The sequence below is a fragment of the Aliiglaciecola sp. M165 genome (assembly GCF_007197995.1).
Classification (GTDB): domain Bacteria; phylum Pseudomonadota; class Gammaproteobacteria; order Enterobacterales; family Alteromonadaceae; genus Aliiglaciecola.
Map to the genome: position 1 here is coordinate 504,559 of NZ_VKKH01000002.1, position 16,287 is coordinate 520,845.

Genomic DNA, 16,287 nt, shown 5'->3' on the forward strand with positions numbered 1-16,287 from the left:
AGTTCAGTGATATTCGGGCAATGTATCGCGATTGTTGTGTAGTTGCTCCACATGAATGAGTGATAGAGCTGAACAAATTTCATGCAACAAAAATAAACATGCTCTTGTCAATTAAGGAATAACTCGTCTCACAACCAAAAGCTTGATTTAAATCAATAATGAGCACAGTGCCATTTGCGCTGGATCAATATGCGTAAGTGCAAAACTCTTATCATGTCGCCAAAGCTTTAAAACAAAACAAACTTTGGAGACACACATGAAAATAAACACACTTATCGCCGCGGCTGCAATCGCCTTGACTACCTCGTCGGCTTTCGCTTATGAGCCAGGCGACATGGTGGTTCGAGCAGGCTTAACAAATGTTGCCCCAGACGAGTCTAGTTCAAATGTATTCATAGGCGCTACTGACGTAGGGGTTGGCGTGAATGTCGACAGCAATACTCAACTTGGATTGAACTTTGCGTACTTTATTGATTCGAATTGGGCGATAGAATTGTTAGCAGCCACCCCTTTTGATCACGATATTGGTCTCAATACTGTCGGTGCCTTGGGTAGCACAAAACATCTTCCGCCTACCCTTTCGGCTAACTATCACTTTATGGACGCAAATAGTGCCTTTCAACCCTATATCGGCGTGGGCGTTAACTACACTATCTTCTTCGATGAAGACTTCACTTCTGCCAACGAAGCCGCTGGATTTGCCGACCTATCATTAGACGATTCTTTTGGATTATCTTACCAGGTAGGCTTCGACTATATGTTAAATGACAAGTGGTTAATTAATGCCTCTGCACGTTTTATCGATATTGATACGGAAGCCACGTTTACCAATAACGGGACCCCTGGAAAAGTTGATGTCGATATCGACCCCTATGTCTACTCACTTACTATCGGATACAAATTTTAAAACCAAGAAACCGCATCTAAGGGCGCATCGGCGCCCTTTTTTTATTGAGTGCTTCATTGACTTAATCCATGACAGTGTGCAAGTTTAACGTTCAAAGATTAGGGAGTGCATCATGTATCGTGGCAGCTGTTTGTGTGGAAAAATTACTTACGCCGTTGTTCGTTTTGGCCCTTTAATGGCACATTGTCATTGCACAGATTGTCGCAAGTTTCATGGCGCGGCATTCTCGACTTTTGGTGAAGCCAAGTGCAGCGAGTTTGAATGGTTGACGGGCAAGGACATATTAAAAACCTTTATCGCACCAAATGGCAGTACACGGCAATTTTGCTCACATTGCGGAAGCAGCCTAACATTTCAGCCGGCGAATCATCGAGACATTATGGAAATTTCAGTTGCAAGTCTAGATGGTGAACACTCGCTATCTCCTGATGCACATGTTTTTTGCCGTAGTAAAGTCTCATGGATAACGTTGGAAGATGGATTACCTAAGTTTGCTTCGAGCCGCGGCAATCAATAAGGAATGACAAAAATGATTTATGCTCTCAATCTCTACGATATTAAAGAGGGTAAGGAAGCTATCTATCAACAATATGTTTTGAAGGCCACGGCTCAATTAAAGGGACTAGATGCCAAGCCGGTTTGCTCAGGTACACACCCAATACGAAGCTTATACCAATCCACATAAAGAAGTGATCAGTCAGAATGCGTCCAGCGGTTTTTGGACAAAGCGTCGCTAAGCCAACGATTTGCATTCATTACGTGAATCTTCTACCGAAAACTATATTTGGACCCTATTCGAACATTGGGATCTGAGACAGTGGCTGGCTAATTTGTAAAGAGGATTAGAATGACGATCTTTTTGGGTATGACGGAACGTTTTTAACCTTGGAGTCTTCCCCAAAATACAATGAAAAAGAGGTCCCCGAAGTTATTATCGTGGACCTCTTTATTTCTTAAACGACAACTAAATCGTTTCTGATGGCAGGAGATTCCGCATTAAAAGCGCTTGCGGAATGACGTTGTATTATCTTGCGGAATGACGTTGTATCTAATAGAAATAAAATTATTTCTTATCTCTGACCAACTGATCCATAAATCTAACTCCCCAACCAGAAGAACCTTTAGGAACCGTGTCAGTAACGTCTGTTATCCAGTCAACACCCGCAATATCCAAATGTACCCATGTCATATCTTCATCAACAAAAGTACCAATAACCGCCGCACCAATACTTGCACCTGGGTTGCCAGCGCCAGAGTTTTTAATATCAGCAATGTCCGACTTAATTTGCTCGAAATGGTTTGGATGCAAAGGCAACGGCCATACTGCTTCACCACTACGCTCACCAACACCCATCATGTCAACCGATAAATCCCAGTCACGGGTTATGACGACTGCGTATTCGTCACTTAATGCACGAGCTGCTGAACCTGTCAAAGTCGCAATATTGACAAGCATTCTTGGTTTGAATTCTTGCTGAGCATAATAAACCGCGTCAGCAAGAATTAAACGACCTTCGGCGTCGGTTGAGATGATTTCGATACTTGTGCCTTTCATCGTTGGCAACACATCGCCTGGTCTAATCGCATCTTCAGCAGGCATGTTTTCTGCCAATGGCATAAGCCCCACAAGATTGACATTTTCTTTTCGACTGGCCACCGCGTATAGCGTGCCTGCCACAGCAGCAGCACCTGACATATCCGATTTCATTGCCCACATACCTGAATTACGTTTTAGGCTGATACCGCCGGTATCAAAGGTAATGCCTTTGCCCGCAAGTGCAATAGGTGCATCGTCGTTGTCAGCACCTTTGTATTCAATGACAAGCATCTTGGGCTCATGAATAGAGCCTTGGCCTACCCCCATCAGTGCACCCATGTTGTTCTTTTTCATGTCGCGCAAAGTTAGCACGTCAATGTCGATGTTTTTAATGCCCTTAAATTTCTTTTTCACTGCATCGACAAAAGCTTGAGGGTATATAGTCTTACCTGGTTCGCTGGCTAGGTCTCGGGTCATGTAAATACCTTCAGCCAGGAATTTTAGGTCATTGTTATACGTTGATTCGGCTTCGTTAACTCCAGCGGAAATGAATGTTAGGGTACCGGGACTTTGTTTTTTATCTGATTTGTATTTTTCAAATCGGTAGTTTTGCAGCTCATATCCATACGCTATATGAGCAGCTGCGTCAGCATGTTCGGTATTGAGGCCATCAACGTGGACAACAATGTTCTGCTCTTTCAAATCGACGCCTATTTGCTTGGCGATTTTTCCGCCCAAGTTTTGCAAATCGACAGCATTCATAGGTGACTCAACCGCGCTACCAAGCACAACAACTCTATCGTAGTTGCCAATACCAAAAAGGATTGCTGCAGAACCTACCTCAGTTTTGAATGATTGAGCTTTTAAGGCTTTAAAAAGCTGACCGTTGGTCTCAGCATCTAAAACTGCAGCCGCCCCATTTAGGGTGTCCAAGTCATCAACCAAAACAACGACGTGTTTTACGTCACCTTGCACATTGCCTGAAAATTCAACAGTTACCTGTGCCAAGGCGCTAAAACTCAGGGTACACAGAGCAAAAATCATGATACTTAATTTACGCATACTTATTTTCCATATTTAAAAAATTAAAGTAATAACGAGCAAACTGTTATTTTGGCTCAACGCTTCACGTCGATACTTTGTTCACAGCGCACATTTTAATTTCCAGAGTAAGGTATTATTATAAAGAGATCATCAAAGCCAATCGCAATAAACATGCCCTTGGCACCCATCAAAGGAAAGAATACATGACAATTGGAGCTGTGCTGCCATTGAGTGTCCGCGGAAGCTATGACGTCGACGACCTGGGCAGAACCGAGATTTTGTTTAAGACACTGGACGCCTTTAGCGAAGACAATTTATTTTCTAAATTTCTCATCGTAACCCCGCCAAATGAAGTAGAGATTGTCACAGAACGCGTAAAACGTTGGCAAAAGTTCAATCCAGTGGTGATATCAGAAGAAGAGCTGGTACCTCAACTAAAAAAATATCCACAAATGCGCGGCTGGCGAAAACAACAAATTGTCAAAATCGCAGCGGCACAAATGTTCGAGGATGAATTTTATGTGACCTTCGATGCAGATGTAATTTGCCTCAAGCCTCTGACCCTGGACAAACTGATAGATAATGGTAAAGCGCTGTTGCAATACGAGCCCCGTTCGTTTCACCCCAAATGGTGGAAAGCCTCAGCACGATTGTTAAAAATGTCAGCAAACATCGGCGATACTGAAAAAGGCATGCATGTCACGCCGGCTATATTGTCTTGCACACTGGCAAAACAGCTGGCGGATGAAATCAGCCAGCTTTGGAAGAAGCATTGGGCTGATGCGATCTGTTCATTACACAATCCAAAACATCCCAACAACTGGCGTATCTCCCGCTTTTTACAACTGAAGTGGACTGAATACTCACTGTACTATTTGTGTGCGATGAAAAAAGGCAATCTAGACCAATTCCATGTCACCGCCGGGACAGAAGAACACCCTCAACTGATGTTAATCCACGACTCTCATCCATATGAAAATTGGGACACAGCTCACAGCTTTTCACAAAATTGTCCTGGACTATTTTGCGTAGTCGGCAGCAAATCTCGCATCGAGCCGGACGAAGTGTGGCAACGTATCCGACAGTTTGTTCCGGGTTATGAAAACAACTAGCGCACCTTGGTCCATATAATACTAGGTTGCCGCAAACTATCGGAATAAATCGACCATTGGCCGCGCTTTACAACAGATATAGGCGGTTTTTGGCATAGTGAATAGTTCAAAAATAAAACAATAATTACACAAAGGGAGAAGGTTCGTGAAACCAACTATTTTATCCATAATCGGAGTGGGCACGGCAGTTGTCGCATTAACTGCTTGCCAACCTAAGCAGGAAACAACGGATAACACTGCTGAACCCGTTGCCGCTGCCACAGACGCAACCAACACAATGTTGATTGAAGGCATTGACCCTACGCTAACAGGCGAGCAATTTACCCAGCTATGTGCAAGAGTAATACAGCAAGCCAAGACGGATTTCGCGACGCTGGAAGCCGATACAAGCCCAGCGACTTTGAACAGCGTTGTAGGTGCATTTGATCAAATTACTTACGACATGCAGCCGATTCGTCATAGCTGGTATATGCGTTCGGTGCATCCTGATGAAGCCGTTCGAAATGCCGCGACAGATTGCAGCCAACAATATTCAGACTTTCTTTCTCAGGTAGGTTTATCTCGTGGCTATTACGAGCGTCTTGCTGCCATTGATACTAGTGCTCTAAGTTCGACCCAAAGATACATGATCGAACAAGGCTTGGCCGCATTCACTCGTGCAGGTGTAGATAAAGATGAGGCTACCCGCGACAAAATCCGAGCGTTGCGCAAAGAGATCACAGAAATAGGCAATCAATTTGATAAAAATATTCGTGAAGATGTACGTTATATTACAACCACTTTGGGAGCGTTAGCGGGACTGCCACAAGATTATATTGATGCGCGACCCGCTGACGAAAACGGACTAATTAAGATCTCTACAGACTATCCCGATTTGTATCCAGTGATGACTTATGCTGAAAACGATGCACTTCGCAAAGAACTGCGTATTGCATCGCGCTCTCGTGGTTACCCGCAAAATGAAGCGATTTTGAAAACGCTCATCGAAAAGCGCCACGAATTAGCTAACATTCTGGGCTTCAAAAATTTCGCTGGCTTGTCTATGGACGACAAGATGATCGCTACACCCGAAAATGCCGACGAATTCTTGACGAAAGTTGGCTTGGCATTAGCGGAACCTGTGGAAAAAGAAAAAGCCATTTTGTTAGCCCGTTTAAAGGAAATTGATCCCGATGCAACAGCGGTTCAAGCCTGGCAATCAAGCTATTTAATGAACCTCATTCGTCAGGAAGATTACGCCCTAGATTCCAAAGAAGTTCGTGAATATTTCCACTATGACAAGGTTCGCGACGGCATTTTGCAGCTAACAGAAGATCTATTTGGCGTCAAAATCCGTGAATGGGAAACCGCCACATGGCATGAAGACGTCGAGACCTATGAAATTCTCGATAACGGCAAGATAATTGGGCGTTTTTATATGGACAATCACCCCCGTGAAAACAAATATAAACACGCCGCACATTGGGGTCTGCGCTCTGGGATTAAAGACAAACAAATTGCCTTGTCTGGACTTGCTCAAAACTTTCCAAAAGGCTTGATGGAACATGGTCAGGTAGAAACTTTTTTGCACGAGTTTGGCCACTTGATCCATAACATTTTTTCTGGCAATCAAGAATGGTTCGCTATCACTGGGATGAGTATGGAGCGGGACTTTGTTGAAGCACCATCTCAGATGTTAGAAGAATGGATTTGGGATTACGACACTATTAAAACCTTTGCGACCAATAGCGAAGGGGAAGCTATTCCTAAAGCGTTAGTTGATAAGATGGTTAAAGCAAGAGATTTTGGCCAGGCAACCGGCACAGCCACTCAGATCTATTACGCGAACCTGTCTCTAAACTACTACAATCGCGAACCTGATAGCTTTGAATTAACACCTCTGATGTTAGAACTGTCAGAAACTTTCTCACCGTTCCCCTACGTGGACGGTACACACTTTTATGCCAACTTTGGACATCTCAATGGCTACTCTTCAAATTACTACACCTATCAGTGGTCACTCGCAATTGCTACAGACTTATTCTCTCGCTTCAAGCAGGAAGGCATGCGAAACCTTGATGTCGCCAACGAATATCGCCATAAAGTACTAGGGGCCGCTGGCAGCAAACCTGCTGCTGACTTTGTTGAAGACTTCTTGGGTAGGCCTTTTAGCCCAGATGCTTATATTGACAAATTAAAGTCTTTGTAACACTCACCGTTAATTAGCCCCGCTCTACAATTAGAACGGGGCTTTTTTATATAACTTGCAGGCAGCCTTATTGATTAACAGGCATAAAAAAAGCAACCCGAAGGTTGCTTTTTTAGTCATCTATAAGAACTGGTTTTCACCAGTCATTACAATTAGATAACTTGAATGTTCTCAGCTTGAGGACCTTTTTGGCCTTGGCCAATAGTGAACTCAACTTTTTGACCTTCTTTAAGCGTTTTGAAGCCGTCGCCAACGATTGAACGGAAATGTGCGAATACATCAGGGCCGCCTTGCTGCTCGATGAAACCAAAACCTTTATCTTCGTTGAACCACTTAACAGTTCCTACAACTTTATCAGACATTATATATCTTCCTGTATTAAATAAATTGGGTGCCAAAATTGGCGGGTTTAGCATAAAAATAGACCGAACTTAAAAACGACAGGACGAAGAACAACGATATAACAACGAAATGTAGATCTTTAACGAGGCTTTCTTAGCTGGGCGCAGAATACCGCACTTTGGCCGGGTGTCAAACTAATTCGAACAAATAATTTAGAAATATCTGACAGTTAAAGTGTAAAACATTGTCTCCACGTACCGGATTTTCCCAATAATTACGCGACCTATCAATTTACTTCTGGCTAAAAAACAGACTGAATTTTAAACTCTTATTGAAAGATGACCGCGTGGTTTCAGGTCAAATCACTCAGCTAAACCCTTTTAGGACATTTTATGATTCAGGCTACCGTCAATTCTCACCCATCGTGGACACAATTAATTTTTGCACCGATGTTAGTAAAACGGTCGTTAACCACGGCTTTGATTGTAGGTTTGATATTAAATGTCATTAACCAGTGGAGCGCGCTTTTTGGTGATGCACAAATCGTGTTGAGCAGTTTGCTTCTAACTTTTTTAGTGCCTTATTGTGTTTCGACCTTTTCAGGGGCTCTATCTGCAAACCACTTCGCTAGACAACAATTAGAACTATCTGAAGATCCAAGGCCGTACATTAATCAGCATGTTCAAGAGGTAGCGCTAGAACTTGAAGAATTAACCGCAAATATTACGCAAAATGCACGTAACGTAAATAAAGCCTCTGCCCAACGAGTTGCCTTTGTCGATGACGTTGCTCAGACAGCCCGCCACGCTCAACAAACCAGTGTTAGTCTAGCGCAACGCGCTGAACAGACTAACGGCGAAGTTGACAAAATGACTGCCGCATTTGAAAGAGTCTGTGATCATATTGAGCAATTAGGCGGACAAATTTCTACATCGATGGATGCAACCCAAGGATTGTCGACTGAAATTCATCGTTTTCTCACCGAATTTGAAAGTATCGCGAAGCTGGCAAGTGGCATTACCGCAATTTCGGATCAGACCAACCTATTGGCACTAAACGCTGCCATTGAAGCAGCCAGAGCTGGGGAAGCCGGTCGCGGATTTGCCGTGGTCGCAACCGAAGTAAAAAACCTTGCCGGTCAGACAAAGGACAATGCACAACAAATCGATTCCCACTTGAAGACACTGCAGAGTCACCAGGCGAGTCTTGGACAAGCGTTACACTCCTTGACTGACTCAATGCAGAAAGCCCAATCTGCAACGAGCGATGGTGAAAGCTCGATGCAATTAACTACCAGCAATGTATCAGACAGCTGCATGGTGATCAGACGAAGTTTAGCTCAGGTTAGCCACGAGCTTATGGACGAACAACAACGATTAGAAGGGATTGCCGTTAACATTGACGAGTTGGCCCAAGATACACGTAAAGCAATTAAAGGTTCGGCAACCAATATTGATTTGGGATCTCGCGCATCGGATTTGGTTGGTAAAATACGCCATCAGGTTAGCGAGGGGATCCTTAAGAGCTGAATGAAAATCTCTAACGTGATGACCAACGGCGAATAAAATCAGGTTTATAATGCTCACTCACGTTGATCTGATCGCCGTTGCTTAAAATCAACAGGTTCTTATTCTCGTTAATGGATTTGAGCTCTAGCGCATGTTCAAGTTTAACAATTGATTGGCGGTGTACACGACAAAAAAGCGCGGGGTCCAGATGCTCCTCTAACTGAGACAAGCTGCATCGATGCAAATGGCATCCTTGCTTGTGATGGATCTCAACGTAATTTCCGTTACTACATATCCAGTAGATTGATTCAACTTTTATCACCCGAATCGAGGCGGTAGATTTGATAGTGATAATGTCAATGGGTCGATTATTTAAATAAGCATCAATTTGTTGATTAGCGTTTGAGAGGTTCGCATGCAAGTGCTCTATTCGCTCGACACAGCGAGCAAAACGCTGACTGTCGAAAGGTTTGAGCAAATAGTCCACGGCATAAAATTCAAAGGCTTGCAGGGCATAATCATCGTAGGCGGTAACAAATACAATCAATGGTGCCTGAGGTTGATTAACGATCCATTTTGCTGCGTCAGTCCCTTTTGTTCCCGGCATACTAATATCAAGAAACACAACATCGATTTGGTTCAGGTCGCACAACGCCATAAATCGATCAGCCGTTGGGTATTCGTTTGTCACTTTCCAGTTATCATGTTCGGCGATGGCATCACGAATGTTAAACCTGGCCATTGCTTCATCGTCAACGATTACCGCGTTAATAGTCACGCACAGGCTCCTGCAAAGGTATCTGCAACACATTAACAAAAAGTCCATTTTCGAATCCATGCTGACAAACGAATTGCCCTGAGTAGGCCGCAGACAATCTGTCTCTTAAATTACTTAATGAGCTTTTTAAACCCACGGACAAAGGTGTTTCTGCCTCAGTGGTATTAGTTACCCTAATAACCAAAAACGCCTGTTCGATACAGAGACTCAAACAAATATCGGTGCATGTTTCATTGTGAGCAACTTCATGAGAAAAACAGTTTTCAATGAGTGGCTGAATTAAAAAAGGTGGGATTAATATCTCAGTGCTGGTGTTTTTTAATTCACATTGGAAATTGAATCGGTCCCCAAACCGCAGCGCTTGCAAACTAATGTAGTCATCGACGAATTCCAGCTCCTCACGTAATAAAATTTTGTCGAACTTAGCAGATTCAACGGTAAAACGAAGTAAATTGCCAACTTTTGAGACTGCGCTAAGAAGCTCGTTTTTGCTTGCGGTGCGGGCTAATGCGCTAATTGCGCCTAAACAGTTAAATAAGAAGTGCGGGCTGAGTTGCGATTGCAATAACTGCAAATGCTGCTGAGTCAACATTAATTGCGCTTCGCTTTTATCCGCAGCCAGTTGTAACGCATGTAATTGGGACGTCTTAGCATCTCTGTAAAGTATTACCGCATTACACACACCAAAGGTCATGGTGTAGAGCATAGCGTAAAGAAAAATCAAACCATTAGGTGTATTTAATACTTTGTCAATTGCTCCTTGCATCGGACTACCTTGTATCCATGCATTGATTGAAAAATCTAACAAAAAATAAGTGGGTAACCAAACAATGAGACCTGTGAGAAAAAGCGCCACAAAGGCTATTTTGCGCCTGTTTTTAGGCATGCTCGATAGCACATTGAGCAACCCCACACTGAACAATGCCCAGCAGGTGTAAGCCAGAAAATAATAAAGGTACTCATCAACCGTCAGTTGATGATCTGGCCGATATTTTAGCGTATCGAGAAATCCCGCAATTAAGTGAACATAAGCGATGCTTTGCCACGCAAGCATCGATACCACAAATTGTTTAAGTAGATTTGGCAAGCGATTATCTAACCTCATATTTGCGCTGCAATGCTAAAAAAGACGATGACTAAAAGGTTATTGTCTGTGCAAATAACACATTTGGCGAACAATTTTGTCATCACCAATCCGTGGTCTTATCACACAACTAAAGTTTCTCGCCCCCAGGCGGTTGTCCCACGGGTGCTATCACACTAAACCTGATCTCGACGATATGTCATTTTGAAAAGGAATAATGATGAAAAAACTGTTTCTAACTCTACTTATACTCAGTCTGACTACAACGTTTGCCCACGCAAAACGCAAATTGGCGCTGGCATATTTAACTGTTGACGGGATCCATGCAACAGATTCGGGGGTCATCTATGCCGCGGATGGTTTTGATGGTACCAAGGTTTATTACATTACCGCCGATGGCGTCGCATACGATTTTGGTCTTGGCTTAGACGGACCGATTGATATTACAGATGACACAAGTGGCAATTTATTTGTGACTAACTTAAATAGCAACAAAGTAAGCAAGATTGACGCAAACGGCGTGGTAACAGATTTTGCTAAAACTAACGTGGGGCCCGCCGGGATCGTCTCAGATTCAAACAATAACTTGTTTGTATCACATTTCGGCGCAGGAAACGGCGATGGTGACAGCATTCTGAAAATATCTCCTACTGGCGAGGTGTCGACGTTTTCTGAAGGTGGACTGTTAGAAGCGCCCGTTGGCATTACAATGGATGATGAAGGCAACATTTACACTGCCAATTTTAACAACGGTAAAATTATCAAAATTGATCAGGAAGGCAAACAAAGCCATATCGCTACCATCGAATCTGATGTTGGATTTGCCGTGGGCCACATTGAATGGGCTAACAATCGACTATATGCAACTGGCTTAGCCAGCCAAAAAATTTATGTTGTCAGGAAAAAAGGCCGAGTGAACGAAAAAGATATTGTTTCACCGGGTGATTTTCCCAACGGTATAACGTTCAATCCTTCTACTAATGAAGTGCTGTTTATCAATACCTTCGCACCGGCATCTGCGTTCACACGGATAAGATTGCCTAGTCGTCATAACTAAAAATTAGAAGGTGTGCAGGAAGTAAGTGCTTGCACACCTACTGAATTTGATGTTTTAGATGCTCTGTTTTAATCGGAAAAGAGGATTGCCTGAATAAATCTTGATAGCCTGAATTCTGTGAACACTCTGAAGAATTTTTCACCGGCCCGAAAAATAGGCTATTGTATTGCACGCCAGCCACTTCTCTGCGTGACACCAACACCGATAACATGCCATTTAATATTGACGAATCAATCGAGGTCATCGAATGATACGATGCCAACATACAGAAATAACTCGTATCATCTGCCGCTTCAACCTCCTCCTTAGAGCGCGTAATGTGCTCATCAAGATTTAGCAATGCATATTCCAGTTGCCAACCTTGTTGTCCGTATCGATGACGATTACTGACAAACGCGTCTTTGAAATAGCCCTGTTTTTGAACCAGCTCAATCGCTTTTTTAGCCTCATCGAATGTGGCATATCCGCCAATCACAACATGGCTTAAAGAGGTTTTGTGATTTCGATAGATTTTCAGATCAAATTGATCGGCGGTTAGGTGTTTAACCACTTCAATAATTGAACGGGGCTTTTTAAAGGCACCGAGTTGAACATAAAACGGCGTTTTCTGACGCTCAACATCTGCTGTTTCAAGACCTGACGTCGTCACCGTTGTTGCAGGTTGTGTTGCAATCGCATCTGACGTCAATAGAATATCGTTAAGTCTAAGAGCGTCTCCGAGCTCGGAAGCAAGGATGCTCTCTGGATTATTCGACACCACCAGCTGATTGTTTAGCAGGTAATCCGAATCTACTTCCAATGTATAGCGCCCAGGCGCGAGCCCTTTGACATAAAAGTAGCCATCAATTTCGGTTTTAGTTTGTGCCACGACCTCATTCTTCTCATCAATCAAGCTCAGTTGAATACCCGCGCCGCCTCGGCTAGATTGACCTTTTACCACATAAATTGCGCCTTCTATATCTGTAAAAGTAACTACTGGTAACTCCACGACATTTCTTCCACCTCGGTGCGTTTCTACTACGACCAAATCTTCAACTGGACGCATAAAAGGATCAGGTAAACTTGCTTCGTCAATTTGCAGTGCTTGTCTTCGCAAAGTGGTAGCTAGTTGAACACCACCATTGCTGTTGGTTTGCAGGTTTCGCCAAGCTTGATTACCAGAGATTGTCACATCACTCAGTGCTGAATCTTGATCATCGAAAACATTATTTCGGTTATTGTCTAAAAAGGCGAATGCGTGAACATTGGCAACGTTACTTCCACGGGGGCGATAAAAATCTATGGAACGAGTAAAAGGATTGAACTCAATATCGCCACTAATACCAAAATTGACCCGCCAATGCCCACCGTCATCTACTCTCGCACCAAACTGCAAATTGAACTGATCTCTTCGCCAATTAAATCTATGGCTGACAGAAAACTTGTCTTCCTGATTGGCACGATATTCGATACGGGATTCGTTAAAGACCTGATAACGTTGGGGCCACCGAATGTTGGTGTAATAGTTCCTCACTTTTCCGTTAGCGTCCGGTAGCCATTCTAGTGAATTTGAAAACTGCCAACCTGAAAAGTTTTTCGACCAATACAGGCGATGGAGTAATTTGTCTTCTTCACTCGAAGAGTTGTAAGTAAGAGAGGTCGAAAAGGTACCTCCAAGTAGGTTTTTGTTAACTCCCAAATTGACAATGCTTGTTGCATCACGCGTAGTGAAGGTTCGGTGGAGCGTACTAAAATTCCATCCCATTCCGTCTAACCAATCCGTTCGACCATTCAGTCTGAGCCGGGTTTCGCTTTTAGTGCCTCGGCTTTGCGGGTAAGCATCACTGGAAAAATCAGTAAAATATCTGCTAGTTAAATTGGCTTTGAGTTGACGCCCCAAATTTGCGTTGACCCCCGTAAACAAAGCGCTACCTCTATCAAGGTCCTTAACAAATTGGGTTTTTATTGTTGCGGCATCGAAGCTCACATACAAGGCCGACGACAAATAGTTTTGACGCTCCCCCAATCCTTCTAACAAGTTGATCGAGGTTTCAAGGGTAATATTTGAGTTCAGCCCGTAAGCAAATAATGCTGACAGATTTTTATCATAAAGGTTTTCATTTTGGCTGCTATCAATGGTTCGCGCACTCGCGTCTGAAGCACTGAAACGATAATTTATTTTTCCTGGTGTAAGCTGATCATTTCCCACATTGATCGTTTGTGTTCGCACTTCTTGTTGCCCTTCAGGACCATAGAGTTTTATTTCAAACAAGTTGCTGCCATAAAATGTATCAACATTTTCGAATACCACCTGATTGGTATCATCAGAAAACAACTCTTCAATAAATTGTCCATTTCGGAACAATTGTGCCCGCCAACCAGGTAAAACGGTTTCATCAATGGTGACTTGCGAAAACGAATTAGAAAAATTGGGATCGAAGTTAAAAATCGAAATTCCAGCAGCCTGCTTTGCTCGACTTATGAGTTCATCGCTTTGCAATTGTAAATCACCCAATTCATAGCGAAGCAATCTCTCTGAGCTGTTTCCGTCGGATAAATTAAGGTTTTTACTCAGACGCAAAAACTGCTGGCTATTGCTATCGGTCCGATTAAAGCGCAGTTCAGTAGCGTGCTTTGCTAAGTCAAAAAAGCCGTTTACACTAAAATTTGTGCGTGATTCTGCCAATTTTTGATCGTAATTAGTGGTAAGGCGATAGTTCATCAGCGGTGGCGTGACCGCCCAATATTGATCGTTGATAACTTTGTCGGGTAATACTGGCTGATACGCCTGAAATGAAGGAATTTTAACTGAAGCGTCAGCTTGTAGGCCAGGCACAGAGGTTTCCGTTAATATTTGTAGTTGCTGAATTTCGTACGAAAATGTTGCGCTGCCTCCAATTAAGAAGGGCAAGGCTCTGATGTCGATGTACATATCGAAATCATCTTGAGACCAATAAAAGCCTTGGGCAGAGGTTTGTGTGTTAAAGGCAATATCAAAATCACAGTAATGTGTATGGTTCTGATTCGGTATTGTGGAAAACGTATGATTTTGCTGGTTAATCTCCCAGTCAAATAAAAGCAGATCCTCTAGACTTTGAAGGGGAACTAAGAAGCTATTGTCATAAGGAAAGATATCAAACCCTGATGACACGGGTGTACCATTGACTCTTAACAGGCCAATGAGAAGCTCTTCTTCTGCCAATTGCACATGCTGCCAGGTCAAGGGCTTCTCACACTGATCGGCTTGAATGTTGCCAGAATAAAATACCAGGAAACAGACGGCAATTATGCCGCGAAGCAGGATATTGGCCCCTGATTTCACAGAAAACTAGTTCAATTTTAGCGTAGTAATTGCGTTTTCAGTTCCGCCGTATTGAGCGATTTCACTAAATTTGACTCTAACCTCCCCACTGACATTTTGATTGAGTGGAATTATGACTTTTTTGCGATTCAAAGGTTGGTATACGGCAGAGTTATTCAACACGCCAACTTCGTTGCCCTGTTCATCTTCTACAATAAAATTGCCAAAAACCGAGCGATTTCCTTCAAGTGTCTGCCACAGTTCAATACTTGGCGTGGCACCAACATTGACTAATCTAGCGTCTTGCAAACTGGTAGAGGCAGTGAGCCTGCCGTGGCGCACGATAATAGGTAAGTTATAAGATAGCTTTGACTGCAGACTGATATCTCCGGAGCCTTTAGGCGCCACTGCACTGACTATTTTCAGCACTGCGCGGTACTCGCCCTCTTGCAACCCAGCAGGTTTTCTCACTGAAAAACGCAAGGCTTGACGTTGACCAGGTTGGATCACCCCTCGTCTTGGCGAATATCTTAACAAGCCAACGGCGGAAAAGGGATCGTCACTTACCGCTCGAAGTGTTCCCTCTTCCGTCATTTCAACGAGGGAAAGTTCTATCGTGTAGGAAACTGCACGATCGCTCTTATTTCTCAGTTGTAATGCATCATTGCGCGTGTTGTTGTCGAAATACAGGCGGAATTTTGACAGGGAAAGGTTGGCGTTGGCCGAGAACGAAAATGTGCTTAACAGCACTATCGCAACTAACAATCTGTACATCTATTTTTCTTATTTTTATCGTTAAAGCTAAAAAGCTTGCTTACAACACAAAAAAAGCAGCGTTTACGCTGCTTTTTCAACATAATCTACGTATGTGTTATTGGAACACAACTTCAACCGTATAGTCTACTGTGTATGTCTGTCCAGATGTTAGCGCTGTGTCTACTGTCATGTCACCGTATACGTCTAGTGTGATAGTCGAAGCCGTACCGTCTACAGTAATGTTTGTTGCCGTACCATCTGTAATGCCGTCTGCATCACCGGTTCCTGCGTTATTGATGTCCCAATCCGCATCGAATGTTAGGTTGGCGCTGCTGCCGCCCGTTATCGTTACTGTTAATGCTGTGTTAGCTACAAGGTCTGTTAATGAAACTGCACCGATAAGAATGTTTGCATCGGATGCATCACAAGCACCAGTAATTGTACCTGCGTTATCCATGTTACATGTAGAGGTTGCTGTAGGTACGATTGAACCGAAATTTAGTGCGGCAGTCTCAGTAATAGTCGGTTCTTGCAATGCAGTCACCGTGGCTTGGTAAGTTTCACTGGCTGCGAAAGCTGAAGTTGTTGCGACAGTTAGTAAGGTTGCTGCTAGAATTTTTTTCATGGTTTGTCTCTCTGTTATTTTTTTAATACCGAACTATTTCGGTAGCGCTAAATTTGGTTGTCATGCTCA

At 43.3% G+C, this 16,287-nt stretch carries 13 protein-coding genes; 6 read left to right on the forward strand and 7 right to left on the reverse strand.

The window, feature by feature from the left end; genetic code table 11:
• Nucleotides 1-256: 256 nt before the first annotated feature.
• Complete coding sequence (locus FM019_RS04430) at nt 257-907, forward strand: OmpW/AlkL family protein (protein ID WP_143834687.1); 651 nt, start codon at nt 257-259, stop codon at nt 905-907.
• Between the two features lie 112 nt (nt 908-1,019).
• Entirely contained in the window at nt 1,020-1,424 is a 405-nt protein-coding gene (locus tag FM019_RS04435; protein WP_143834688.1) for a GFA family protein, read from the forward strand.
• 546 nt (nt 1,425-1,970) lie between these two features.
• On the opposite strand, the gene FM019_RS04440 is transcribed toward FM019_RS04435, so the two are convergent.
• Nucleotides 1,971-3,506, reverse strand: a complete 1,536-nt coding sequence (locus tag FM019_RS04440) for a leucyl aminopeptidase family protein (RefSeq protein ID WP_143834689.1) — start codon at nt 3,504-3,506, stop codon at nt 1,971-1,973.
• 185 nt (nt 3,507-3,691) lie between these two features.
• Between FM019_RS04440 and FM019_RS04445 the strand changes: the two genes are divergently transcribed.
• On the forward strand, nt 3,692-4,600 hold the full coding sequence (locus tag FM019_RS04445; RefSeq protein ID WP_143834690.1) for a DUF6492 family protein: 909 nt from the start codon (nt 3,692-3,694) through the stop codon (nt 4,598-4,600).
• Nucleotides 4,601-4,745: 145 nt separating this feature from the next.
• Nucleotides 4,746-6,788 carry a M3 family metallopeptidase gene (locus tag FM019_RS04450; RefSeq protein WP_143834691.1) on the forward strand — a complete coding sequence of 681 codons (2,043 nt, stop codon included), beginning with the start codon at nt 4,746-4,748 and terminating at the stop codon, nt 6,786-6,788.
• A 152-nt stretch (nt 6,789-6,940) separates the two neighbouring features.
• Here the strand turns inward: FM019_RS04450 and FM019_RS04455 are convergent, their stop codons facing one another.
• Complete coding sequence (locus FM019_RS04455; RefSeq protein ID WP_008846166.1) at nt 6,941-7,150, reverse strand: cold-shock protein; 210 nt, start codon at nt 7,148-7,150, stop codon at nt 6,941-6,943.
• Between the two features lie 372 nt (nt 7,151-7,522).
• Here FM019_RS04455 and FM019_RS04460 point away from each other — a divergent pair, with 372 nt between their 5' ends.
• Nucleotides 7,523-8,659 (forward strand): methyl-accepting chemotaxis protein, encoded by a 1,137-nt coding sequence (locus FM019_RS04460; protein ID WP_143834692.1) that lies wholly within the window; start codon nt 7,523-7,525, stop codon nt 8,657-8,659.
• Nucleotides 8,660-8,669: 10 nt separating this feature from the next.
• Here FM019_RS04460 and FM019_RS04465 read toward each other — a convergent pair whose 3' ends face one another.
• Together FM019_RS04465 and FM019_RS04470 are read right to left on the reverse strand one after the other, a co-directional pair.
• Nucleotides 8,670-9,416 (reverse strand): LytR/AlgR family response regulator transcription factor, encoded by a 747-nt coding sequence (locus FM019_RS04465; protein WP_185969184.1) that lies wholly within the window; start codon nt 9,414-9,416, stop codon nt 8,670-8,672.
• Complete coding sequence (locus FM019_RS04470) at nt 9,406-10,521, reverse strand: sensor histidine kinase (RefSeq protein WP_143834694.1); 1,116 nt, start codon at nt 10,519-10,521, stop codon at nt 9,406-9,408. The genes FM019_RS04465 and FM019_RS04470 overlap by 11 nt, the downstream gene beginning before the upstream one ends.
• A gap of 199 nt (nt 10,522-10,720) precedes the next feature.
• Here FM019_RS04470 and FM019_RS04475 point away from each other — a divergent pair, with 199 nt between their 5' ends.
• Complete coding sequence (locus tag FM019_RS04475) at nt 10,721-11,557, forward strand: hypothetical protein (RefSeq protein WP_143834695.1); 837 nt, start codon at nt 10,721-10,723, stop codon at nt 11,555-11,557.
• Between the two features lie 37 nt (nt 11,558-11,594).
• Here the strand turns inward: FM019_RS04475 and FM019_RS04480 are convergent, their stop codons facing one another.
• From FM019_RS04480 to FM019_RS04490, 3 genes are all read right to left on the reverse strand, one after another.
• A complete protein-coding gene (locus FM019_RS04480) occupies nt 11,595-14,858 on the reverse strand; it encodes an SPOR domain-containing protein (RefSeq protein ID WP_143834696.1) in 3,264 nt (1,087 codons plus the stop codon).
• Between the two features lie 6 nt (nt 14,859-14,864).
• Entirely contained in the window at nt 14,865-15,611 is a 747-nt protein-coding gene (locus tag FM019_RS04485; RefSeq protein ID WP_143834697.1) for a hypothetical protein, read from the reverse strand.
• Nucleotides 15,612-15,708: 97 nt separating this feature from the next.
• Nucleotides 15,709-16,218 carry a hypothetical protein gene (locus FM019_RS04490; protein ID WP_143834698.1) on the reverse strand — a complete coding sequence of 170 codons (510 nt, stop codon included), beginning with the start codon at nt 16,216-16,218 and terminating at the stop codon, nt 15,709-15,711.
• Nucleotides 16,219-16,287: the final 69 nt, after the last annotated feature.

Excerpts from the sequence above, each read along its gene's own strand:
- FM019_RS04430 (WP_143834687.1), top strand. The coding sequence starts at position 257 with ATGAAAATAAACACACTTATCGCCGCGGCTGCAATCGCCTTGACTACC.
- FM019_RS04435 (WP_143834688.1), top strand. The coding sequence starts at position 1,020 with ATGTATCGTGGCAGCTGTTTGTGTGGAAAAATTACTTACGCCGTTGTT.
- FM019_RS04440 (WP_143834689.1), bottom strand. The coding sequence starts at position 3,506 with ATGCGTAAATTAAGTATCATGATTTTTGCTCTGTGTACCCTGAGTTTT.
- FM019_RS04445 (WP_143834690.1), top strand. The coding sequence starts at position 3,692 with ATGACAATTGGAGCTGTGCTGCCATTGAGTGTCCGCGGAAGCTATGAC.
- FM019_RS04455 (WP_008846166.1), bottom strand. The coding sequence starts at position 7,150 with ATGTCTGATAAAGTTGTAGGAACTGTTAAGTGGTTCAACGAAGATAAA.
- FM019_RS04460 (WP_143834692.1), top strand. The coding sequence starts at position 7,523 with ATGATTCAGGCTACCGTCAATTCTCACCCATCGTGGACACAATTAATT.
- FM019_RS04470 (WP_143834694.1), bottom strand. The coding sequence starts at position 10,521 with ATGAGGTTAGATAATCGCTTGCCAAATCTACTTAAACAATTTGTGGTA.
- FM019_RS04475 (WP_143834695.1), top strand. The coding sequence starts at position 10,721 with ATGAAAAAACTGTTTCTAACTCTACTTATACTCAGTCTGACTACAACG.
- FM019_RS04485 (WP_143834697.1), bottom strand. The coding sequence starts at position 15,611 with ATGTACAGATTGTTAGTTGCGATAGTGCTGTTAAGCACATTTTCGTTC.
- FM019_RS04490 (WP_143834698.1), bottom strand. The coding sequence starts at position 16,218 with ATGAAAAAAATTCTAGCAGCAACCTTACTAACTGTCGCAACAACTTCA.